This window comes from Beutenbergia cavernae DSM 12333 (genome assembly GCF_000023105.1).
In the GTDB taxonomy this organism is placed as follows: Bacteria; Actinomycetota; Actinomycetes; order Actinomycetales; family Beutenbergiaceae; genus Beutenbergia; species Beutenbergia cavernae.
The window spans coordinates 4,516,354-4,537,663 of sequence record NC_012669.1; the positions used below are offsets into that span (position 1 = coordinate 4,516,354).

Annotated in this window: 22 protein-coding genes; 14 read left to right on the plus strand and 8 right to left on the minus strand. The window is 74.4% G+C overall.

The features are described from left to right. Nucleotides 1-29 precede the first annotated feature (29 nt). Entirely contained in the window at nt 30-1,007 is a 978-nt protein-coding gene (locus tag BCAV_RS20570; RefSeq protein WP_015884564.1) for a zinc-binding dehydrogenase, read from the plus strand. Here the strand turns inward: BCAV_RS20570 and BCAV_RS20575 are convergent. Then, entirely contained in the window at nt 988-2,070 is a 1,083-nt protein-coding gene (locus BCAV_RS20575; protein ID WP_015884565.1) for a Glu/Leu/Phe/Val dehydrogenase family protein, read from the minus strand. The genes BCAV_RS20570 and BCAV_RS20575 overlap by 20 nt on opposite strands. 227 nt (nt 2,071-2,297) lie before the next feature. Here BCAV_RS20575 and BCAV_RS20580 point away from each other — a divergent pair, with 227 nt between their 5' ends. Both BCAV_RS20580 and BCAV_RS20585 read left to right on the plus strand, forming a co-directional pair. Further along, nucleotides 2,298-4,301, plus strand: coding sequence for a caspase family protein (locus tag BCAV_RS20580; RefSeq protein WP_015884566.1), 2,004 nt, complete (start codon nt 2,298-2,300; stop codon nt 4,299-4,301). Beyond that, entirely contained in the window at nt 4,301-5,191 is an 891-nt protein-coding gene (locus BCAV_RS20585; RefSeq protein WP_015884567.1) for a hypothetical protein, read from the plus strand. The genes BCAV_RS20580 and BCAV_RS20585 overlap by 1 nt, the downstream gene beginning before the upstream one ends. Nucleotides 5,192-5,390: 199 nt before the next feature. On the opposite strand, the gene BCAV_RS20590 is transcribed toward BCAV_RS20585, so the two are convergent. Further along, on the minus strand, nt 5,391-7,931 hold the full coding sequence (locus BCAV_RS20590; protein WP_015884568.1) for a leucine--tRNA ligase: 2,541 nt from the start codon (nt 7,929-7,931) through the stop codon (nt 5,391-5,393). 242 nt (nt 7,932-8,173) lie between these two features. On the opposite strand from BCAV_RS20590, the gene BCAV_RS20595 reads away from it, so the two are divergent. From BCAV_RS20595 to BCAV_RS20605, 3 genes are read left to right on the plus strand one after another with little or no spacing between them, the layout of a single operon-like run. Then, the gene (locus BCAV_RS20595) at nt 8,174-8,773 is read left to right on the plus strand and encodes a sulfite oxidase-like oxidoreductase (protein WP_015884569.1); all 600 of its coding nucleotides are present in this window, start codon (nt 8,174-8,176) and stop codon (nt 8,771-8,773) included. Then, nucleotides 8,766-9,575 carry a ferredoxin reductase gene (locus BCAV_RS20600; RefSeq protein WP_015884570.1) on the plus strand — a complete coding sequence of 270 codons (810 nt, stop codon included), beginning with the start codon at nt 8,766-8,768 and terminating at the stop codon, nt 9,573-9,575. Before BCAV_RS20595 ends, BCAV_RS20600 begins: the two co-directional genes overlap by 8 nt. A gap of 24 nt (nt 9,576-9,599) precedes the next feature. Next, on the plus strand, nt 9,600-9,896 hold the full coding sequence (locus BCAV_RS20605; RefSeq protein WP_015884571.1) for a DUF6510 family protein: 297 nt from the start codon (nt 9,600-9,602) through the stop codon (nt 9,894-9,896). Between the two features lie 36 nt (nt 9,897-9,932). Here the strand turns inward: BCAV_RS20605 and BCAV_RS20610 are convergent, their stop codons facing one another. The 3 genes from BCAV_RS20610 to BCAV_RS20620 form a co-directional block, all read right to left on the minus strand. Beyond that, nucleotides 9,933-10,886 carry an EamA family transporter gene (locus BCAV_RS20610; RefSeq protein WP_015884572.1) on the minus strand — a complete coding sequence of 318 codons (954 nt, stop codon included), beginning with the start codon at nt 10,884-10,886 and terminating at the stop codon, nt 9,933-9,935. A gap of 79 nt (nt 10,887-10,965) precedes the next feature. Continuing rightward, a complete protein-coding gene (locus tag BCAV_RS20615) occupies nt 10,966-11,475 on the minus strand; it encodes a COG4315 family predicted lipoprotein (protein ID WP_015884573.1) in 510 nt (169 codons plus the stop codon). Between the two features lie 123 nt (nt 11,476-11,598). Beyond that, complete coding sequence (locus BCAV_RS20620) at nt 11,599-12,372, minus strand: hypothetical protein (RefSeq protein WP_015884574.1); 774 nt, start codon at nt 12,370-12,372, stop codon at nt 11,599-11,601. Between the two features lie 61 nt (nt 12,373-12,433). Here BCAV_RS20620 and BCAV_RS20625 point away from each other — a divergent pair, with 61 nt between their 5' ends. The 3 genes from BCAV_RS20625 (at nt 12,434) to BCAV_RS20635 (ending at nt 14,337) form a co-directional block, all read left to right on the plus strand. Next, nucleotides 12,434-13,336 carry an aminoglycoside phosphotransferase family protein gene (locus BCAV_RS20625; protein WP_015884575.1) on the plus strand — a complete coding sequence of 301 codons (903 nt, stop codon included), beginning with the start codon at nt 12,434-12,436 and terminating at the stop codon, nt 13,334-13,336. 131 nt (nt 13,337-13,467) lie between these two features. Further along, the gene (locus BCAV_RS20630; protein WP_015884576.1) at nt 13,468-13,950 is read left to right on the plus strand and encodes a DUF1801 domain-containing protein; all 483 of its coding nucleotides are present in this window, start codon (nt 13,468-13,470) and stop codon (nt 13,948-13,950) included. Between the two features lie 72 nt (nt 13,951-14,022). After that, complete coding sequence (locus tag BCAV_RS20635) at nt 14,023-14,337, plus strand: DUF1330 domain-containing protein (protein WP_015884577.1); 315 nt, start codon at nt 14,023-14,025, stop codon at nt 14,335-14,337. 54 nt (nt 14,338-14,391) lie between these two features. On the opposite strand, the gene BCAV_RS21925 is transcribed toward BCAV_RS20635, so the two are convergent. Both BCAV_RS21925 and BCAV_RS20645 read right to left on the minus strand, forming a co-directional pair. After that, nucleotides 14,392-14,859 (minus strand): DoxX family protein, encoded by a 468-nt coding sequence (locus BCAV_RS21925; RefSeq protein WP_015884578.1) that lies wholly within the window; start codon nt 14,857-14,859, stop codon nt 14,392-14,394. 144 nt (nt 14,860-15,003) lie between these two features. Next, nucleotides 15,004-16,302, minus strand: coding sequence for an MFS transporter (locus BCAV_RS20645; protein WP_015884579.1), 1,299 nt, complete (start codon nt 16,300-16,302; stop codon nt 15,004-15,006). Nucleotides 16,303-16,568: 266 nt separating this feature from the next. Here BCAV_RS20645 and BCAV_RS20650 point away from each other — a divergent pair, with 266 nt between their 5' ends. Beyond that, nucleotides 16,569-17,402, plus strand: a complete 834-nt coding sequence (locus BCAV_RS20650) for a PadR family transcriptional regulator (RefSeq protein ID WP_015884580.1) — start codon at nt 16,569-16,571, stop codon at nt 17,400-17,402. Nucleotides 17,403-17,554: 152 nt separating this feature from the next. Beyond that, nucleotides 17,555-18,070, plus strand: coding sequence for a DUF6463 family protein (locus BCAV_RS20655; protein WP_015884581.1), 516 nt, complete (start codon nt 17,555-17,557; stop codon nt 18,068-18,070). A 39-nt stretch (nt 18,071-18,109) separates the two neighbouring features. On the opposite strand, the gene BCAV_RS20660 is transcribed toward BCAV_RS20655, so the two are convergent. Continuing rightward, nucleotides 18,110-18,469: a winged helix-turn-helix transcriptional regulator gene (locus BCAV_RS20660; protein ID WP_015884582.1), complete on the minus strand. Its 360-nt coding sequence runs from the start codon at nt 18,467-18,469 to the stop codon at nt 18,110-18,112. A gap of 177 nt (nt 18,470-18,646) precedes the next feature. Between BCAV_RS20660 and BCAV_RS20665 the strand changes: the two genes are divergently transcribed. The 3 genes from BCAV_RS20665 to BCAV_RS20675 all read left to right on the plus strand — a co-directional run bounded on the left by BCAV_RS20665 (nt 18,647) and on the right by BCAV_RS20675 (nt 21,302). Beyond that, complete coding sequence (locus BCAV_RS20665) at nt 18,647-19,528, plus strand: NAD(P)-dependent oxidoreductase (protein ID WP_015884583.1); 882 nt, start codon at nt 18,647-18,649, stop codon at nt 19,526-19,528. Then, a complete protein-coding gene (locus BCAV_RS20670) occupies nt 19,525-20,406 on the plus strand; it encodes an NAD(P)-dependent oxidoreductase (RefSeq protein ID WP_015884584.1) in 882 nt (293 codons plus the stop codon). The genes BCAV_RS20665 and BCAV_RS20670 overlap by 4 nt, the downstream gene beginning before the upstream one ends. An 86-nt stretch (nt 20,407-20,492) precedes the next feature. Beyond that, nucleotides 20,493-21,302 (plus strand): SDR family oxidoreductase, encoded by an 810-nt coding sequence (locus BCAV_RS20675; protein WP_015884585.1) that lies wholly within the window; start codon nt 20,493-20,495, stop codon nt 21,300-21,302. Nucleotides 21,303-21,310 lie beyond the last annotated feature (8 nt).

Here is a 21,310-nt window from a genome sequence, read left to right on the forward strand (position 1 = left end):
GGATGAGGGTCCGACCCCGAGGAGACCCCATGCTCGCCATCCGGCACCACAGCTTCGGCCCGCCCGACGTCCTCCACCCCGAGCACGTCGCCGATCCCGAGCCCGGTGCGGGCGAGCTCCGGATCGCCGTCGAGGCCGCCGGCATCCACCTCCTCGACACCACGATCCGCTCCGGCGCCGACGGCGGTCCGGCGCCGCTCCCCGAGCTCCCGACCATCCCGGGGCGCGAGGTCGCCGGCATCGTGGACGCGGTGGGCGACGGCGTGCCCGACACGTGGCTCGGGCGCCGCGTGGTCGCGCACCTCGGCGCCGGCAGGGGCGGTGGCTCCGCGGAGCTCGCCGTCGTCGCCGCGGCCCGGGCGTACGAGATCCCGGACGGGCTCGACGCGGCGGTCGCCGTCGCGGCCATCGGCACCGGGCGCACGGCCACCGGCATCCTCGACCTCGCCGAGCTGCAGGCCGGCGAGGTCGCCGTCGTCACGTCCGCCGCCGGCGGGCTCGGGGTGCTCCTCGTGCAGGCTGTCGCCGGCGTCGGCGGCACCGCCGTCGGCCTCGCCCGCGGGGAGCGGAAGCTGGCGGTCGCCCGTGAGGCGGGCGCCGCCGTCGTCGTCGACTACACCCGGCCGGACTGGGACGACGTCGTCCGGCAGCTGGCACCACCGCCCACGGTGGTGTTCGACGCCGTCGGCGGCGACGTCGGCCGCCGCGCCTACGCGCTGCTCGCCCCGGGCGGCCGGCTCGTGCGGTACGGCTGGACGTCCGGCGAGCAGACCGCGTACGACGACGCCGACCGCCGCGTGGTGGACGTGCTCGGCCCGGCGATGGTGGCGCGCGAGGGCGGGCTCGCGTCGCTCGAGTCCGAGGCCCTCGCGCGGGCGGCGGACGGTACCCGCGTGCCGCTGGTCGGGTCGACGTTCCCGCTCGCGGACGCCGCCGATGCCCACCGCGCGCTCGAGGCGCGCGAGACGCACGGCAAGGTCGTGCTGCTCACGCCCCGGGCGAGCTGACGGCGACGCGGCCGCCGGCGTCGAGGCGCTCGGCCGCGAGCCGCTCCGCCGCCTCGAGCGGCGTCACGCCGAGGCGGTCGGCGTCGTCGAGCAGGCGGCGCAGGACGTCGCCGATCCGCCGGACCCGGTCCAGGATCTCTTCGTGCGTGCCGAGCCTCTTCGACTCGAGGTCCAGGTAGATGACGCCTCCGGCGTTGACCACGAAGTCCGGCGCGTAGAGGATCCCGCGCGCGGCGAGCCGATCCGCGCCGTCGTGCGACGCCAGCGGGTTGTTCGCGGGACCGCACACGGCCGACGCGTCGAGGGTGTCGATGACGTCGTCCGTGAGGAGACCGCCCACGCCCGCGGGCACGAACACGTCAGCCCGCACGAGGTGCTCGGTCCCGGGCTCCACCCACGCGGCACCGAGCGACTCCGCGAGGACGCGCTTCGCCGGGTTCACGTCCGTCAGCGTGAGCGTGGCGCCCTCCGCCGCGAGCCGCTCCGCGAGCCGGCCGCCCACCTGCCCGACGCCGGCGATCGTGATGCGCCGGCCGGCCGGGTCCGGTGAGCCGGTCACGCGTTCGAGAGTCGCGTGGATCGCGGCGAGGACGCCGAGGCTCGTCGGCCCTGCGGGCTCGCCCGCGCCGCCGACGGCGTCGGGCAGCCCGACCACGTGCTCGGTGCGCTCGCTGACCACGAGCATGTCCTGCGTCGTCGACCCCACGTCCTCGGCCGTGCGGTACAGCCCGTGCAAGGACTCGACGGCGTCGCCCAGGTCGAGGAACGCGGCACGGCGGCGATCGGCGTCGAGCACGACGCCGGGCTCGAGTCCGATCACGCTCTTCCCGCCGCCGGCGTCGAGCCCGGCCACGGCGTTCTTCAGGGTCATCGCTGCGGACAGCCGCAGGGCGTCGCCGAGTGCGTCGCTCCAGTGCGGGTACGTCCACAGCCGGGCGCCGCCGAGGGCGGAGCCGAGGACCGACGAGTGGAGGGCGACGGCGACGAACAGGCCGCTGCGCCGGCCCGTCACCACCTCCACGCGCTCGTGGACGAGATCGGGCAGGGGCAGGGCAGTGGTCATCGTCGAACCTCTCGTCGCTGGCCTTGTGGGCCGTGCGCTGCGGGCGCCTCGGGTTGGTGGCGCCCGCACTCCATTGTGCCGCGCTGCGTCGCGCAGGGCAGGTGGACGCGGACGCCAAGGAGCGAGGTGGAATCACCCCGAGGTTCACCCGGTGGGACCGATGACATCGGCCCTGCGTGCGGAGTAGACAAGGCGCACCACCTTCCCGCGCGACGAGGGGCGCAGCAGTGGAGCGAGCAGGGGTCTTCATCGGGGTCGACTCGACGGGCGGCATGCCGACCCTCCGGGACGCCGCGGCCGGCGCCCGGCGCATGCATGCCTGGGCGCTGGCCCAGGGCATGCCGGAGGAGAACGCCGTCCTGCTGACCGACGCCGACGGCCAGAAGGTCACCGGCGACGCGATCTTCGGCGCGATCACGCGCATTCTCGACGGCGCCGGCGTCGACCAGCTGCTCGTGTACTTCGCCGGGCACGGCGTGAGCATGCGGCGCTCCGAGTACTGGCTGCTGAGCGACGCCCCCCGGGACACGTCGGCCGCCGTCGCCGTCGCCGGATCGCGCCTGCTCGCGGAGGGCAGCGGGGTGCGACACGTCGTGTTCGTGTCCGACGCCTGCCGGACGCCGCCCGAGGGCCTCCCCGCGCAGGCCGTGATCGGCCGCGAGATCTTCCCGAACGACGCACCTGCCGAGACGTCGTCGTCCGTCGACGTGTTCTACGGCTGCGGGCTCGGGCGGACCGCCGCGGAGGTCAAGGACCCCGCCGTGACGAGCGCTGCCTACCGCGCGCTCTACACGGACGCGCTGCTCGAGGCGCTCTCCGGCCGCGCCGCCGAGGTGCTCTCCCCCGGCGACGGGCCCGCCGACCACGCCTCGTACGTCCTTCCGCCCTCGCTCAAGGAGTACCTGGCGCGAGCTGTGCCGGCCCGGGTGGCGGAGCTGGGCCTCGTCGGCAAGGTGAACCAGCTCCCGGACGCGATCGTCACGCTCGGCGGGAGCTGGGTGGCTCGCGTCGAGGAGGCCGGGGGCGGCGGCGCGGACGGCGCCACCAACGGCGGAGCCGCGAACGGTGGAGCGCCCGCCCGCCCGGGCGGGCCGCCGGCGCCGGCTCCGGGCGGTGGCTTCCCCGCTGGTGCCGGCGTGCGGCCGGAGGCGCCCATCACGGGCGAGATCCCGATCGTGCCGGCGCCCATGTGGCCCGAACAGCAACAGCAACAGCAACAGCAACAACAACAACAGCAGCAGCAGCAGCAACAACAACAGCAGCAGCAGCAGGAACAGCAGGAGTTGGCGCCGGTCGACGCGATCGGGGAGCCCTCCGAGCCCGTCGCCTGGAGCCCGACCACGGTGATGGACACGCTCACGCAGTCCGCGCTCACGGCGTCGCCGAGCGAGACGATCGCGCTCGCCGAGCTCGTGAGCGACACGGCCGTGGACGACGTCGCCGGCGTCGGCCGCCTCGCCCAGGACATCGCACGCGGGATGGACATCTCCCCCGAGATCCAGACCGGCGTCGTCATCCGCGGCGATGCGATCGACCACCTGCACGTGCCCGGCGCCGACGTGTGGCAGCTCGATCACGGGGCGGCCGCCGTCGTCGGTTCTCCGCGACCGGGTGCCAACGCGCTGGTCGTGCTCGGGTCGGGACGCGGCGTCGTCGTCCCGATCGCGCAGGACATGATCGTCACGCTGACGGTCGCCGACGGCGAGCTGGTCGACGTCGCGTACGAGCCGTCGCCGTCGTCGTGGCAGCATGCGACGTTCAGCGAGCACGCCGACGAGCTCCGCGCGCTGCGAGCGGTCACGGCAGCGGGGTCGCAGCAGGGCACGTTCCGCCTGACCGTGGCCGACGCCGACGCGTTCGCCGAGCGCCTCCGGCTCACCGGCTGCGCGGACCCGGGCCTCGCGATCTACGCCGCGCACGCGTTCGCGGAGCTCGGCCTGCGCGACCGGGTGGACGCCCTCGCCCGGCCGCTGCGCGAGGCGCTGGGCTTCGTCCCGTACGACGTCGCCCTCCTCGGGTCGTCCCCGCCGGCGGTCGTGCGCCCCGGCGACGACGTCGCGCCGGCGTTCCCGATGCTCACCCAGGGCTGGGCGGTGCTGCGGGCTCGCCGCGCGGGCCTCCCGCCGTCCCTGCGTGACCTGGAGCGGCACCTCCTCGACTCGCTCTGGACCCAGCTCGACCCGGCCGGCGTCGACGTCGTCCGGACCGCTCTCACCCACCAGGAGCTGTGATGACCCACCTCGTGCTCGTCCACGGCCGCGGCCAAGCCGGCCTCGACTCGATCGGCCTCAAGGCCGACTGGGTGGGGGCCCTCGCCGGCTCCGGCCCGCTGCCCATCACGGAGGAGCTCATCCACTTCCCGTACTACGGCGACACCCTCGCGCAGCTGACCGCCGGCATGAGCCCGCGGGAGGCGGCGGCGGTGATCGTGCGGGGCGACGACGTGGACGACGGCGAGAAGGCGTTCATGCTCGACGTCATGCGTGAGTGGCAGCTCGCCGTGGGGCTGTCCGACGACGAGGTGGTCGAGGCGTCGGACGAGCCCGAGGTCATCGAGCGCGGCTTCGGCGACTGGCCGTGGGTGCGCGCCGTGCTCCGCGCGATCGACCAGCACCTGCCGGGCGGCAGCGCGGCCACGATCGCGCTCGTCACGCACGACGTCTACCGGTACCTCACGGACTCGGCGATCAGGGAGACGATCGACGACGGCGTCGCGTCCGCCATGCCCGACGGCGAGCCGACGATCGTGGTCGGGCACTCGCTCGGGTCGGTGGTCGCGTATCACGTGCTTCGCTCCCACGTGAAGGCCGACTCGTGGGACGTGCCGCTGCTCGTGACGGTGGGTTCGCCGCTCGCGGTGACGGCGATCCGCGCGACGCTCAAGCGGCTCGACCCGATCCGCGTGCCCGATCCCGTGGGGTCCTGGCTCAACGCTCGGGACCCCCGCGACGTCGTCGCGCTGTACCCGCTCACCGCGGACCGTTTCCCCCTGCCGTCGTCGTCCCGGGTGCAGATCACCGACGACTCGACGATCGACAACGTGACGCCGAACCGGCACGGGATCTCCGGGTACTTCGCGGCGCCGGGTGTGGCGAAGCCGATCCTCGACGCGCTGCGCTGAGGTCCCGTCGGGCGTGGCCCGCTGGGCCCGCTGGCACGCTGGTCCGCCGAACCCGCTGACCCGCCGAACCTCGTACTTCCCGTCGAGCCTCGCACCCCGGGGTACGAGGTTCGACGGGAAGTACGAGGTTCGGCGTGAGTCGTGAGGCGTCAGGCGTGAGGCGTGAGGCGTCAGGGGTCAGGGGTCAGGGGTCAGGGCGTCAGCGCGTCACGAGGTTGACGAGCCCCGGCGCGCGCACGATCGTCCGCGTCACGGCCCGGCCGGCCAGGGCGCGCTCCACGGCGGGCGACGCCGCCGCCAGACCCAGCAGCTCGTCGTCGGACACGTCGAGCGGCACGTCCAGCCGATCGCGCACGCGCCCGTCGACCTGCACGATCGCCACGGTCGTCGACTCGACCAGCAGCGCCGGGTCGACCTCCGGCCACGGCGCGGCCGCCACCGAGGGCCCGCGCCCCAGCGCCGCCCACATCTCCTCCGCCGTGTAGGGCGCCACGAGCGACAGCAGGATCGCCGCGACCTCCGCCGCCTCGCGCACCGCCGGGTCGGCCGCACCCGTCAGCGCATCACCCGGGCCGCCGTCGTCGCCCTCACGCCCGCCGCCCGCTTCCGGGCGCCCGCCGCCCGACGCCGAGCGCCCGCCACCCGCGGCGCCGTCGAGCGTCCGCCGCGCGGCGTTCACCAGCTCCATCACGCGCGCCACGACCACGTTGAACCGCAGCCCCTCGAGCAGACCCTCGACGTCGCGGACCGTCCGGTGCGTGACGCGGCGCAGCGTCGCGGAGCCACCGGCCGGGTCTGCGCCGGGCGAGCTGGTGACGTCGCGCGCCAGCCGCAGCGCGCGCGCGAGGAACCGCTCCGCGCCCGCCGGAGACAGGTCGGCCCAGTCGATGTCCTCCTCCGGCGGACCGGCGAACACCATGGTGAGCCGCACGGCGTCGGACCCGTACGCGTCCAGCTGCTCCGCCAGCTCGACGCCGTTGCCCAACGACTTGCTCATCGCGCGACCCTCGTTGATCACCTGCCCCTGGTTCGTCACGGCGGCGAAGGGCTCGACGTCGTCCACCAGGCCCAGGTCGCGCAGGACCTTCTGCATGAACCGCGCGTACAGCAGGTGCCCCGTCGCGTGCTCCACCCCGCCGACGTATCGCACGGCCGGCATCCACCGCCGCGCGTCCTCGGCGTCGAACGGCCCGCCGGTGAACGTCGGCGACAGGTATCGCAGGAAGTACCAGGACGAGTCCACGAACGTGTCCATGGTGTCGGTGTCGCGCCGCCCTGGGCCGCCGCACCGGGGGCACGGCACGTCCACCCACTCCGACGCCGCGGCCAGCGGCGACACCCCGCGCGGCGTCAGGTCCGCCCCGCGCAGGTCGGGGAGGACGACGGGCAGCTCGTCGTCGGGCACGGGCACCTCGCCGCAGGCACCGCAGTGCACGATCGGGATCGGCGTGCCCCAGTAGCGCTGCCGCGACAGCAGCCAGTCCCGCAGCCGGTAGCTGACAGCCGGCTCGGCCCAGGCGACGCCGTCGAACGCCCCGGGCCGCGCGGGGTCCAGCTCTGGCATCAGCGACGCGTCCCCGACGCCGACGCCGTGCACCTGCGCGAACGCCGCGTCCCGCTCGTCGTGCGCCGGCACGCCCATGACGACGCCGGTCCCGTAGCCCGGCAGCACGTAGTCGGCCGCCCACACGGGGACGACGGCGCCGGTCACCGGGTGCCGGACGCTCGCCCCGAGCGGCACGCCCGTCTTCGGCCGGTCCGTCGCCTGACGCTCGATCTCCGTCGCGGCGCGCACCAGCTCGCGGTACGCCTCGAACGCGGCGCGCTGCTCCGGCGCGCACAGGCGATCGGCCAGGTCGGAGTCGGGGGCGACGGCGAGGAACGTCACGCCGGGCACGGTGTCCGGCCGGGTCGTGAAGACGACCACGTCCGACGGCGCCGCCCCCTCCCGCGCGGCCGGGACGCCGTCGTCGGACCCCTCCGGCGGAACAGGACCGACGACGGCGAACCGCACCCGCGCCCCCGTGCTGCGGCCGATCCAGTTCCGCTGCATCGTCAGGACGCGGTCGGGCCACCGGCCCTCGAGCAGCGCCATGTCGTCCAGCAATCGGTCCGCGTAGTCGGTGATGCGGAAGAACCACTGCACGAGGTCGCGCCGCACCACCGGCGTGCCGCACCGTTCGCAGCGGCCCGACACGACCTGCTCGTTCGCCAGCACCGTGCCGTCCTGCGGGCACCAGTTCACCGACGACGCCGCCCGGTACGCCAGCCCCTGCTCCACCATCCGCAGGAAGATCCACTGGTTCCACCGGTAGAACTCCGGGTCGGAGGTGTGGAACCGGCGCGTCCAGTCGAACGAGACCCCGTACCGGCGGATCGAGGCGGCCTGGGTGGCGATGTTGTCGGAGGTGTAGACGGCGGGGCTCTCGCCGCGGCGGATCGCGGCGTTCTCCGCGGGCAGGCCGAAGGAGTCCCAACCGATGGGGAACAGCACGTCGTAGCCGCGCATCCGCCAGTACCTGGCCAGCACGTCCGCGAGCGCGAACACCTCGCCGTGCCCCATGTGCAGGTCGCCGGAGGGGTACGGGAACATCGTGACGAGGTAGCGGCGCTCGGCCGAGCCGTCGTCGCGCGCCGTGAACAGGCCGAGGCGTTCCCACACCCCCTGCCAGTGGTGCTCGACGGCGGTGCGTGCGGCGGCGGCGTCCGTCGCCGTGGTCTGGTCCGTGCTCGCGCTCATGACGCGTCTCCTTCGTGTGCTCCTCCTGGGTGTGGTGGTGGCACGAAAAAGCCCCCCGAACCGTCGAGGGGCTGCCGCGCTGAGTGTGCCTGGTCAGCGCGGCTGCATAAGGAGGAGCGTCACGAAACGCATGGCGCGAGGTTAGCAGGGCGGCTCCCGTCGCGGCAGGACGGATCTCGGCCCGATGGCACCACGCGGTGCCCGCGCTCGCGCCGGCGGCAGCGGTGCTCCTACGCTGAGCCATGGCCCAGCTCACGCCCGGGTTCCGCGGCAGGGACCGCCCGTCCGGCGTCGCCCTCCCGCCCGGCCAGTACGAGGCGCACGACTTCCCGGTCCTCTCCGCCGGCCCCACCCCGCACGTCCCCACGGAGGCGTGGGAGCTGGAGGTCGTCACGGAGCACGGCGAGCGCCGGTCATGGACGTGGGAGGAGTTCCTCGCGCTGCCGCAGGAGGAGCCGACCGTCGACATCCACTGCGTCACCCGCTGGTCGAAGTTCGGCACGGCGTGGCGCGGGGTCTCGCTCGACACCCTGCTCGCGGACGTGTCCTCGACGGCCGAGTACGCGCTCGTCGGCTCGTACGGCGGCTACACCACGAACGTTCCGGTGGCCGACCTGCTCGGCGGCAAGGCGTGGGTGGTGCACACGTACGACGGCGCGCCGCTGGCCCCGGTGCACGGTGGTCCGGCGCGGCTGATCGTGCCGCACCTGTACTTCTGGAAGTCGGCGAAGTGGGTGCGCTCGATCCGCCTCATGCAGCAGGACCGGCGTGGCTTCTGGGAAGAGCTCGGCTACCACGACCGCGGCGACCCGTGGCGCGAGCAGCGGTACCAGGGTGACTAGCGACGTCGGCTCCGCGGCCCGCCTCGGTGATCGGTTCGGGGTGCGCCCCGGGTGGCAGGTCGCGCGCCTGGTGGAGACGCGACCGGAGTCCGTCTCGGCGCGCACGCTCGTGCTCGCCGTGCCGCGCTGGCCCGGCCACCTCGCCGGGCAGCACGTCGACCTCCGCCTCACCGCGGCGGACGGCTACACCGCCGAGCGCAGCTACTCCCTCGCCGGCCCGCCCGAGGCGGTCGACGACGACGGCGTCCCGACCGCCCGCATCGAGCTCGCCGTGCAGCGTGTGCCGGGCGGGGAGGTGTCGACCTATCTCGCGGACGACTTCGCCCCCGGCCAGCTCATCGAGGTCCGCGGACCGATCGGCGGGTGGTTCGTGTGGTCGCCGGGCGACGACGGCGGCGCGCCCGTCCTGCTCGCGGCCGGCGGCTCGGGGATCGTGCCGCTCATGGCGATGGTCCGTCAGCGGCGTCGCGCCGGCGATCGGACTCCGTTCCGGCTCGTGTACTCCGTACGTCGACCGGAGGATCGGTTGTACGTCTCCGAGCTCACCCGGCCTCCGGCCGCGGACGGCGGAGTGGAGAGCACGGTCCTCTACACGCGCTCGGCGCCCCTGGACGCGCGCCGGGAGCCCGGCCGGCTGACGGCGTCGGACCTCGCCGCCTGGGGGTGGCCGGCAGCGCTCGAGCCGCGGTGCTTCGTGTGCGGTCCGACGGGGTTCGTGGAGGCGGCCACCCGGCTGCTGCTCGGGCTGGGCCACGATCCGGCCCGCATCCGCACGGAACGCTTCGGACCGTCCGCCGACTAGGAGCAACCGACCGAGGAGGAAGCGATGACCCAGCCCGAGCCGCCGGGCGACACGCTCGCACCCGAGGACGGCAACGCCGTCGGCGGCCCGCTCGGCGACGTGTTCGTGCGGGACGTGACGCTCGCCGTCGTCCGCTGCGGGACGTGCGGTCGCGAGGGGAGCTTCGCCGAGTCCGACGTGTGGCAGCACGGGCCGGGCGTGGTGCTGCGGTGTCACGCGTGCGCGGCCGTGCTGCTCCGGCTCGTCGTCGGGCCCCACCGCACCTGCCTGGACGCGAGCGGCCTGGCGACGCTCACGTGGCCCGCCGGCGACGGCACCTGAGCACCGGATCCCGCGGCGACGCGGGATCGGGTGCGCCTAGTGACCTGTCTGGTCACCCAGCGCACCCGATGTGCGCCGTCGGCGCAGTGCCCGCTGCACGGCGGGCTGGCCGAGCAGCACACCCACCAGGACCAGCGCGATGCCGGCGACCTGCTGCGCGCCGAGCACCTCGCCGGCGGCGACGACGCCGAGCAGCACTCCGGTGACGGGGTTGAGCAGGCCGATGAGGCCCACCGTCCCGGCGCTGAGGCGCCGTAGCCCGGAGAACCAGACGAGGTACGCGAGCGCCGTCGCCACCAGCGTCAGGTAGGCGAACCCGAGGAGAGCCTGGCCGTCGATCGGGGGTGGTCCACCCTCCGCGACCACGGCGAACGGCAGGAGCACCAGCGCGCCGGCGACGAGCTGCCACGCCGTCGACGGGAGGACGTCGACGCTCTCGACTCTGCCGGCACCCTCGCCGCCGTCGCCGTCCCCCCGCCCGTGCCCGGACGCCCATCGCGTGGCGAGCACGAACCCGACGGACGACATGACCATCGCGGCGACGGACGACGCCACGCCCAGCGGGTCGACCGCCGTCGAGCCGGTCAGCACCATCGCCGCCACGCCGGCGATGCCGAGCCCGGCCCCGACGAGCGACAGCACGCGGGGGCGCTGGGTCAGCCACGCCCACGCGGCGAGCATCATGACGACGGGCGCGCTCGCCATGATCGTCGCGGCGACGCTCGACGGCAGCAGCTGCGCCGACAGGTACACGAGCGCGAAGAACGCCCCCATGTTGAGCGTGCCGAGCACCACCGACCGCCACCACCACGCGCCGCGCGGGAGGCGACGGGCGATCAGCAGCAGGATCAGGCCGGCCGGTAGCGCGCGGATGACGCCGCCCCACAGCGGGTAGTCGGCGGGGAGCGTCTGCCGCGTGACGTAGTAGGTGGCGCCCCACGCGACGGGAGCGATCGCCGTCGCCAGCGTCCGCCGCCACGTGCTGTCCACCCGAGCACCCTACGAGCGCGGGCAGCGGGACAGAGAACGGGCTCCGTCGGGTCCCGGTGGCCGGGCGGCGCCCGCGCTCCTAGCCGGCCATCTCCATGATCGGCTCGCCGTCAGGCGACAGCACGTACCAGACGTCGTTCGCGCCCTGACCGTTCACGTCGCCGGCGGCCGTGTCCTGGGCGAAGAGGTACAGCGGCCATCCGTTGAGCGTGAGCTGGAGCTCGCCGTCGGGTGTCTCGATGGTCCCGACCTCGCCCGTGACGCCGTCGACCACCGGTTCCTCCGAGGAGGCGATGACGGGCGGCCACGCCGTCAGGCAGTCGCCGGTGCAGGCGCTGGCGTCGCCGCCCTGGGTGTCGTTGGTGAACATGTACGCCGTCATGCCGGCGCCGTCGACGACGATCTCGCCGAGGTCGCTGTCGGCCGTCGCGAGGTCGGCATCCGCGGGGGCCTCCTCCTCGGGCGCTGCCGACTCCTCCTGGGCGGTCGTCTCCTCCGGCTCGGCGGGGTCCTCGCCCCCGCTGCACGCCGCCAGTGCCAACGCGGCCGCGGCCAACCCGGCCAGCGCCGCTCGTCGAACGATCCTCATCGGTCCGCCTCCCGTGAATGGGTCCGCCCGGGGCGCGGATGCGCGACGGCGCGGCCACACGCATGACACGAGGTGCGGCGCCGACCGGTTCGATCCAGCTCGGTCGCGAGCGCTCCGCCGTGCTCACGTCCCGAGCAGGCGCACCCGCTCCTCGATGACGCCCGGGACGCCGTCGTCGACCGGGGCGTCGATCGCGCGCAGCACGCCTGCGAGGGCAGCCGCGGCGTCGAGCAGGTCCGCCGCCTCCAGGCTTCTGGGATGCGTCCTCTCCAGGCCCGGCGGCACGGGGGCACCCGCGTTCTCGACGGTGACGGCGCCGAAGTGCGGGTACGTCAGGCCGAGGTCGGCGGCCCAGAGCTGCCAGACGAGGTCCCGGCCCTCGGTGAGGCAGCGCAGCGCGCGCCAGGGATGGCCGCGGTGCGCATGGCGCGCCGCGTCGCCGACGGCGACCCAGGCGAGGAACGCCCACTCGTGGCGCGTGCCGCCGTCGGGCACCCAGCGGTCCGGCCCGAGCGGCGTCGCGAGCCGACCGGCTCGGTCCACGAGCGCGCGAGCCTCGGGCGGGAGACCCGTGCGGAACTCGGCGGGGACGACGACGAGGCTCAGCTGCCGCCCGTCGTCGTACAGGATCACGAGGTGCGAGCCGGACGCCCACGGCTGCGCCAGCGAGCCCGCGACCGGCGCGAACGCTCGCGCGGCCGCCAGCGCCTCGTCACGCCGCACGTCGAGCGACTCGCCGTCCGCGACGCCGAGGCCGGCGTCGACGTCCGAGAGAGCGTCTCCGGCGCCGCGGCCGAGCGACCCGCTGAGCTCGAGCCAGTCGACCCACGGCGTGCGCTCGGCCCAGGCCGTGAGGGCGTCGACGAGGCCCTGCGGGCCGGACGAGGTCGTGGTCATCGCCTCATCCTCGCGGGAATCACGTTGGCCCAGCCAGGCCGACGCCATAGCCTCGCCCCCGATGACCCGCCACGGCACCCAGATCCCGACCATCGACGTCGAGCTCGCTCGACGCCTCGTCGCCGACCAGATGCCGCAATGGTCACACCTGCCGGTGCGACCGGTGGAGCTGTCCGGCTGGGACAACCGCACGTTCCGCCTCGGCGACGACATGTCCGTCCGCCTCCCGAGCGCCGAGGGCTACCGCGAGCAGGTCGCCAAGGAGCAGCACTGGCTGCCCCGGCTCGCCCCGCACCTGCCGCTGCCCGTCCCGACGCCGCTCGCGCTGGGCCGGCCGGCGCTCGGATATCCCTGGCCGTGGTCGGTCTACCGGTGGATCGACGGCGCGCCGGCGGCAACCGCACCGATCGCCGACCACGTCACGTTCGCCCGTGACGTCGCCGCCTTCCTCGGGGCCCTGCAGCGGATCGACGCCGACGGCGGCCCAGGCCCCGGGACGCACAACTTCCACCGTGGCGGGCCGGTGGCGTTCTACGACGACCAGACGCAGGAGTCGCTGCGCCGCCTCGCCGGCCGGGTCGACGTCGCACGTTCCCGGGACGTGTGGGAGGCAGCGATCGCCTCCCGCTTCGACGGCCCGCCCGTGTGGCTCCACGGCGACGTCGCACCCGGGAACCTGCTGGTGCGGGACGGCCGCCTCAGCGCCGTCATCGACTTCGGGACCAGCGGCGTCGGCGATCCCGCGTGCGACCTGGTGCTCGCGTGGACGTTCCTCGGCGGCGAGGCGCGGGAGGCGTTCCGGCGGGCTGTCGCGGAGTGGGCCGACGGCGCGATGTGGGCACGGGCACGCGGCTGGGCCCTGTGGAAGGCGCTCATCACCTTTCCGGCGGACGACGACGACGGGCCCGACGCCGCCGTCACCCGGCGGGTGGTCACCGACGTCCTCGCCGAGCACGCGAGCTGACACACGCGCGCTGACGGCGAGCGGCCCGAGCCGTCCGGCCGCTCTCGACCGGTCACGAATCGAGAAGCGCGGAACGGCTCGTCCTCCTAGCGTGAAGCCGTACGCAGGCAGACACGAGTCGAGGAGGATCGGTGGCGGCGACAGCATCCACGTCCGGCAAGAAGAAGGGCAGCACGGCGTCGGAAGGGGGATTCTCCGAGCAGGAGCGCGCCGCGATCAAGAAGCGGGCCGCCGAGCTGAGGACGGAGGCGCGGCGGGGAAGCACCGCGGACAAGGCGGCTGCCGACGAGGCCGACGTACTGGCGAAGATCGCCGAGATGCCGGAGTCGGACCGGGTGATGGCCGAACGCGTGCACGCGATCGTGACCACCGTCGCTCCGGACCTGGATCCGAAGCTGTACTACGGGCAGCCGGGCTACGGCAGGAAGGGCAAGGTGCTCTGCTTCTTCCGGAGCGGCCAGATGGACAAGGAGCGGTACTCGACGTTCGGTTTCAGCGTCCAGGCGAACCTCGACGCCGCCGCTGGCTTGTGGCCCACCTCCTACGCGCTGATCGCGCCGACCGAGCGGGCCTGGGACGAGCTCGGCGAGCTGGTCAAGCAGGCGGCGAGCTGAGCGGATACCGAGCGAGCTCACGCTGAGGACGACCTCGGCGCCCTCGGCGGCGGCAGGAGTACGGTCCGGGTCATGACCGAGACTCTGTGCGTGCTGCTCTGGGCACATCCCGGCCAGCTGGACGCCCTCGCCGCGTACGAGGACGCCGTGCTCGAGCTCGTTCCCGCCCACGGCGGGCGCGTGCTCAGCCGGGTCCGGCGGCTCGTGGCCGACGACGGCGGCACACCCGCCGCCGACGGCCAGCCGCACGAGGTCCAGGTCATCGAGATCCCCGACGACGACGCGCTCGCCGCGTACCTGGCGGACCCCCGGCGCACGGCGCTGACGGCGGACCGGGATCGCGCCGTCGCCCGCACCGAGATCCTGCGGACCGCGCGCGTCGTCTGACGGCGTCCGGCGCGCCGGGGACTCGGCGTGCCCGGCCTCAGGCGCCAGCCCAGCTCAGGCGCCGGCGCGCCGCGGACGCGCGACCCAGGCGACCAACAGCGACAGCACCAGGTGGACGTGGGCCGACGCGCTCTCGCCCACCGGATCGCCGTTCACCCAGTGCGTCACGACGGCGCCCGCCGTGATCACCACGAGGAGGAGCGCGCCGAGGAAGCGGCTCCGCGGGCTGATCAGCATCGCCGCCGCCACGAGCTCGCCGCCGCCGACGACGAAGCGGAACCAGGACGGGTAGCCCCACTCGACGAACTTGACGGAGTACGGGGCGCCGAAGAACGTCTCGCCGGGGTAGAACTTCGTGATCGCACCGACGGTGAACGAGACCACCATCCACACGAGCAGCACCGTGAAGAGGCGCCGCCGCCACGTGGTGGGCCGCTCGACGTCGGGTGCGCCGTCGGCGGCCGTTCGGTCGACGGCGCCGGGCGCCGCGCTCGAGACGGCGTCGCTGGGGGACGTGGGCATGGTCAGCCTCCTGGGGAGTCGCATGGCGAGTCCGGGAACGCCGCACAAGGGGCGCGAACTCGTCGGTCACGGGGCTGACGGATCGCGGCGCGGAAGTGTGACCGGCAGCCGCTGGGCGGCGTCGTCGACCGGACGCCCGGCCGGCTAGGCGGCGCCGTCGACCGGGCGTTCGGCGGGCTCGTCGACAGCCTCCCCGTGCCGCGCGCCGCGGAACGGCGTGAGCGCGAGCCCGAGCGCCGCGACCACGAACCCGACGACGGCGATCCACAGCACCGGGACGAACCCGATGCGATCGGCGAGGAGTCCGCCGAGCGGCGCCCCGATCACGATGAACGCCCGGTTCATCGACCGCCTCGTCGCGTTCATCCGAGTCTGCATCGCGTCCGGCGTCATGGCCTGCCAGTAGCCCATCTCGTTGGCGCCCTCCGCGCCCATCGCCAGCCCGTAGAGCAGCTGGCCGAGGCCGACGTACACGAGCGTCGCGACGCCGTCGGCGCCCGTCAGCAGCGGGACCGCGGCGATCAGCGCCCAGCCGAGCGCCTCGACGAACCGCGCGCCGATGACCGCGCGCCCCGCGCCCCAGCGCAGGCCAAGACGCGTGGAGAGGGAGCTGCCGATGAGGCCGCCGACACCGGCGCACGCCAGCACCAGGCCGAGCTCGAACGCGCTGAAGCCGAGCTGCGTGAGCGCGAACGGCACGAACACGGTCCCGAGCACGCTGTTGAACAGGAACCAGCCGTGCGTGGCGTAGGCCAGTGGGGCGAGAGTGCGGTGCCGGTAGACCCACCGGAGTCCCTCGGCCATGTCGCGCCCGATGCGCGGGCGTGGTCCGGAGCTGCCCGCGGGCTCGGTGATGCGGATCCGGGCGACGACGACGGCGGAGACCAGGTAGGACACGGCGTCGGCGAGGACGGCGAGCGGTGCGCCGACGAGGCTGACGAGGCCACCGGCGACGACCGGACCGGAGGTCTGCGCGACGGCGCTGGACTGTTCGAGACGGGCGTTCGCCACCAGCAGCGCCGACCGCGGCACGAGTCGCGGCAGGAAGGACTGCGACGCGGAGTCGTTCGCGAGCGACAGCACGCCGAACAGCGCGACGACGACGGCGATCGTCGCGATGCTGAGCCGGTCGAGGGCCCACAGCAGCGGGATGAGTCCGAGCAGGACGGCGCGGCCGACGTCGGTCACGACCATCACCGGCTTGCGGCGCCACCGGTCGAGCAGCGCACCGGCCACCAGCCCGAGCAGGATGTAGGGCAGCCAGCGAGCGGCGTTGACGAGCCCGACGTCGGCAGCGGTCCCGGCGAGCGTGACGACGACGAGCACCTGGATCGCCATCGTCGTGATGTAGGTGCCGAACTCGGACACCGTCTCAGCAGCCCAGAACGGCAGGAAGCCGGGGACTCGGAACACGCGCTCGGCGGGCGGGGCGGCGTCGGGCACGGCGTCTCCTCCGGTAGGGGTTCCACTCTCCCAGACCCCGGACGCCGACCGTGCGTCCGGGGGCAGCCGTGGGACAGCCGGGTGCAGCCAGAGGCACGAGGCGCCGCTCAGGGCACCCAGCCTCGAACCGGCGTCAACCTATCGTTTGACACGCGATACGATCTCGATATATCGTTACCGCGTTCGCCGGTTCAGGCGGACCAGTACGGGCGACGACGTCGAGGCACCGCCTCCGCCGCCCCACCAACCACATCTGGAGACATCTCATGAATCACCGACACTTCACACGTCCCGACTCCCAGGCCCCCGAGGCCTCAGAGTTCGACACAGCGTTCGACGCCGGACGCCGCGGCCCACGGCCCGGCGGTCCGCGGCGGCGCCGGGGCGGCTTCGCCGGCCCGGAGGACTCGCCGGACGGCGGCCGTGGTCGCCGTCGAGGCGGTCGCGGACCCTTCGCCGAGGGCGACGTGCCCGAGGGTGGGCGTGGCCGCCGCGGCGGTCGCAGCCCGTTCGACGAGGGCTTCGGCGGCGCCGAGTTCCACCGCCACCCGCACGGCCCCGGGGGCCGCGGGCGCGGCCGGGGCGGACGAGCCGGCCGCGGCGACGTCCGCGCCGCCGTCCTCCTGCTCCTGCACGAGGAGCCGATGCACGGCTACCAGCTGATGCAGGAGATCGCGGAACGCAGCGGCGGGAGCTGGCGCCCGAGCCCGGGCGCGATCTATCCGGCACTCAACCTGCTCGCCGACGAAGGGCTCGTCGAGCTCAGCGCCGAGGGCGGACGCCGTCTGGCGTCGCTCACGGACGCGGGCCGCGCCCACGTCACGGAGCACGCCGACGCCCTCGGGAACCCGTGGGCGGACGGCGCCGGGCGCGGACCGTCCGCGCACCGCCAGCTGCGCGAGGCGATCGAGACGGTGGGCGTCGCCGCGCACCAGGTCGCCCGCACGGGCAGCCCGGATCAGGTCGCGGCCTCGCTCGCGGCCCTCGAGGCTGCGCGGCGCGAGCTGTACCTGATCCTCGCGGGCGAGGCGTCGAGCGCGTCAGCAGGCGAGGAGCCTGGTCACGCCGACGGGTCGGACGCCGCCCCGAGCGGGAGCTGACCTCGCGCCACCCCACAACGGGGAGGATCCGGGCCCTGGAGGGCTCGGATCCTCCCCGTCGTCGTGTTCGAGCACCCGATCCCCTGCGGGCGGGAGGGCGATCCCCCGCCCGGGTGAGGGCCGAGCGATGCGCCAGCCGCCAGCGTGGAGCCATGCCAGAACCCACGCTCACGCCCACCGCCCACGCCGCGACCCTCCCGGGGTCCGCTCACCCCACGAACGACGTCGCCCCCGGCACGCCAGCCAGGTCGCCACACCCCGGCCGCGGCCTCACGCGCGCGGCGGGCATCGCCCTCATCGTCATCGCCACCGCGCACGTCGTCGGCACCATGACGTCGGCGTGGTCCGGGTGGCTCGCGGGCAACCTCCGCGACGGCACCGCCGACCCGGAGTCCGTCGCGACGTTCTGGGCGCAACCGGGCGGGCTGGCGGTGCCGCTCGCCCTGGTCGGGCTGCTCGTGATCCGCATGGCCCGGCGGAGCGAGCGCGCGCCGACCTACCTCGGGTGGGTCCTTCTGGGCTGGATCGTCCTGTGCATGACGCTCATCGGTCCGGCGAGCGGGTTCACGTCCGGTCTCGTGCCGTCCGTGCTGCTCATCGCGGCCGACCTCCGCGCCCGGAGGAGTCCCGCGGCGCCCGTCGCACCCGCACCGGGCGGCAGGCCCTGACCCTCAGGTCTGCCCGAGGTCGCCGCGCCTCGCCGCGAGTCAGCCGACGGCGGCGAGGGCCTCGACGCGCCGGCTCCCCCAGGTCCCCAGCTCGCGGAGCGCCCCGTTGAGCGAGACGCCGTGCTCGGTGAGGGTGTACTCGACACGAGGCGGCACCTCGGGGAAGACCTCGCGAGACACGAGCCCGTCGGCCTCCATCTCGCGCAGCTGCTGCGTGAGCACCTTGTCGCTGACGCCGGGCAGCCCTCGGCGCAGCTCCGCGAACCGTCGGGTCCCGTGGGCGTCGAGCTCCCACAGGATCAACGACTTCCACTTCCCGCTCACCACGTCCATCGCGGCGTCGATCCCGCACACGTACGGGCCGCGTCGTTCCGTCCGCACCATCACCGTCGTCGTCATCCGTGTTCGCTCCCAGCAATAGCCGTACCGACCGTGGCGCCCTGACCTGCGCGCTTACCCAGAGGTGAGAACCCCACATCGAGGTGCGTTCTTCCCGAGCACCGGGCGGTCGCCGAGCCTGGGACGACGACGCGGGCACCCGGCCGGCGTCGTCGGACCTCCGGAGGACCCTTCCAGATGACGACCACCGCCCGCACGCCCGTCACAGTTCTCGGCCTCGGCGCCATGGGCCACGCGCTCGCGGCTGCCGTGACCGGCGCCGCCCACCCGACCACCGTGTGGAACCGCACCCCCGGTCGGGCCGGCGCGCTCGTCGACGCCGGGGCCACCGAAGCGCGCGACGTCCGCGCCGCGGTCACCGCCGCGCCGCTCGTCGTCGCGTGCCTGCTCGACCACGCCTCCGTGCACGAGGTGCTGGACCCCGTCGCGGACGCGCTGGCCGGCCGCACGCTCGTCAACGTCACGACGACGACGCCGGAGCAGTCGCGCGAGCTCGCCGCCTGGGCCGCCGGGCACGGCGTGACGTACCTCGACGGCGGCATCATGGCCACGCCGCCGATGATCGGGCAGCCGGGCTCGTCCGTGCTGTACAGCGGGTCGGCCGAGGCGTTCGAGGCGCACCGAGCCGTGCTCGACATCTGGGGCGAGAGCACGTACCTCGGCGACGACGCCGGCGTGGCCGCGCTGTACGACCTCGCGCTCCTGGCGGGCATGTACACGGTGTTCGCGGGTTTCCACCACGGCGCCGCGATGGTCGCCACGGCCGGCATCTCGGCGACCGAGTTCGCCGACCGTGCCGTGCCGTTCCTCTCGGCCATGATCGGCCACGTGCGCACGGATGCCGCGGCCATCGACGCAGGCGACTACGGCGGGCCGGAGCAGCAGAGCCTCGAGTTCTCCGACCTCGGCGACATGGTCCAGGCGAGCGTCGACGCGGGCGTCGCCACCGACGTCGTCGGAGCGGTCCAGGCACTCATCCGCCGCCAGATCGACGCCGGCCACGGCACGGACGGCTTCGCGCGCATCTACGAGAGCGTCCGGGCCGGAGGCACGCGATGAGCGGCGCCGCGAAGGCCCCGGTCACGCTCGTCGGACTCGGCCCGATGGGCCAGGCGATGGTGCGCGTGCTGCTCGCCGCGGGCCACCCGGTCACGGTGTGGAACCGGACGCCGTCACGCGCGGACGACCTGGTCGCGGAGGGCGCCGTCCTCGCGGCGACGCCCGCCGACGCCGTCGGCGCGAGCGAGCTCGTCATCCTCAGCCTCACGGACTACGGGGCGATGCACGACATCCTCGATCCGGCGGCCGGCGCACTGCGTGGGCGGACCATCGTCAACCTCAGCTCCGACACCCCTGACGTCTCGCGGGCGGCGTCGGCCTGGGCGGACGAGCACGGCGCCACCTTCCTCACCGGTGGCGCCATGGTGCCCCCGCCGATGATCGGCACGCCGGCGGCATACGTCTACTACAGCGGCCCGACGGCGACCTTCCGCACCTGGGAGGCCGTGCTCGCCGTCATCGGTGCGCCTCGCTACCTCGGTGAGGACCCGGGCCTGGCACAGCTGCTGTACCAGGCCCAGCTCGACGTCTTCCTCACCGCGCTGTCCGGTCTCGCGCACGCGACGGCGCTCACCGCCGCTGCGGGAGTTCCGGCCGCCGAGTTCCTCCCCGACGCGATGCGTACGCTCACCGAGATCCCGGCGATGGCGACGCCGGCGGAGCTCGCCCGGTCGTTCGACACCGGGGTGCATCCGGGCGACCTCGCCACCGCGACGATGATGGGCGCCACGGCCGCGCACATCCTCGCAGCCAGCGAGTCGGCCGGCATCGACCTGGAGCTCCCGCGGGCCGTCGCGTCGCACTACGAGCGAGCGATCGCGGCGGGTCACGGCCGCGACAGCTGGACCAGCATCCTCGAGGTGATCCGCGCCCGCTGAACCGCCCCCGCTCGCGTGTCACATCCTGGGGACCTGCGCCGTCCACCTGGCAGAGGGCGCCGAACGGCGCCCGAGGGAGGAACGACATGGACCCGATCCTGGTCACCGGCGGCACCGGCACGGCCGGCCGCCTCGTCGTGGCGCGACTGCGCGAGGCGGGTCGCGACGTGCGCGTGCTCACCCGTTCGGCAAGGCCCCGGGCCGACGGCGTCACGTACGTGACGGGCGACCTCACCACCGGCGACGGCGTGGCCGCAGCGCTCGACGGCGTCGGCTCCGTCATCAACTGCGCCGGTGCGAACGGCATCCACGAGCAGGTCGCACGCACGCTCGCCCGGTCCGCCGCGGCGGCGGGCGTGCGGCACCTCGTCCACCTGTCGGTCGTCGGCGCGGAACGGGTCCGGGTGCGCAGCCGGTTCGACCGCCAGTCGTTCGGCTACTTCGACGAGATGCGCCACGGCGAGCTCGCCGTCGAGGGGTCGGGAGCCGCCTGGACGACGCTTCGCGCCACCCAGTTCCACGACCTCATCGCCACGGCAGCGGGCTTCCTCGTGAAGTCGCCGGTCGTTCCGTCGCTCACCCGGATGCGGTTCCAGCCGGTCGAGGCCGACGACGTCGCGGCGCGCCTCGTCGCGTTGGTCGACGGCGAGCCGCACCGCGGCTACGTCGAGATCGGAGGACCCGAGGTGCTCCCGATGAAGGAGCTCCTGCGCCAGTACCTCGACGCTCGCGGACTGCGCCGCGTGCTGCTCCCCGTGCGGCTCCCGGGCGCCGCGGCGGCGTCGATCCGCGACGGGGCCAACCTCACGCCCGACCACGCGGACGGCACCCGCACCTGGGCGGACTTCCTCACGGGCGGGTCGCTGGCCGCGCGAGCCGCGGCCGCGCGCGGCTGAGGAGACCC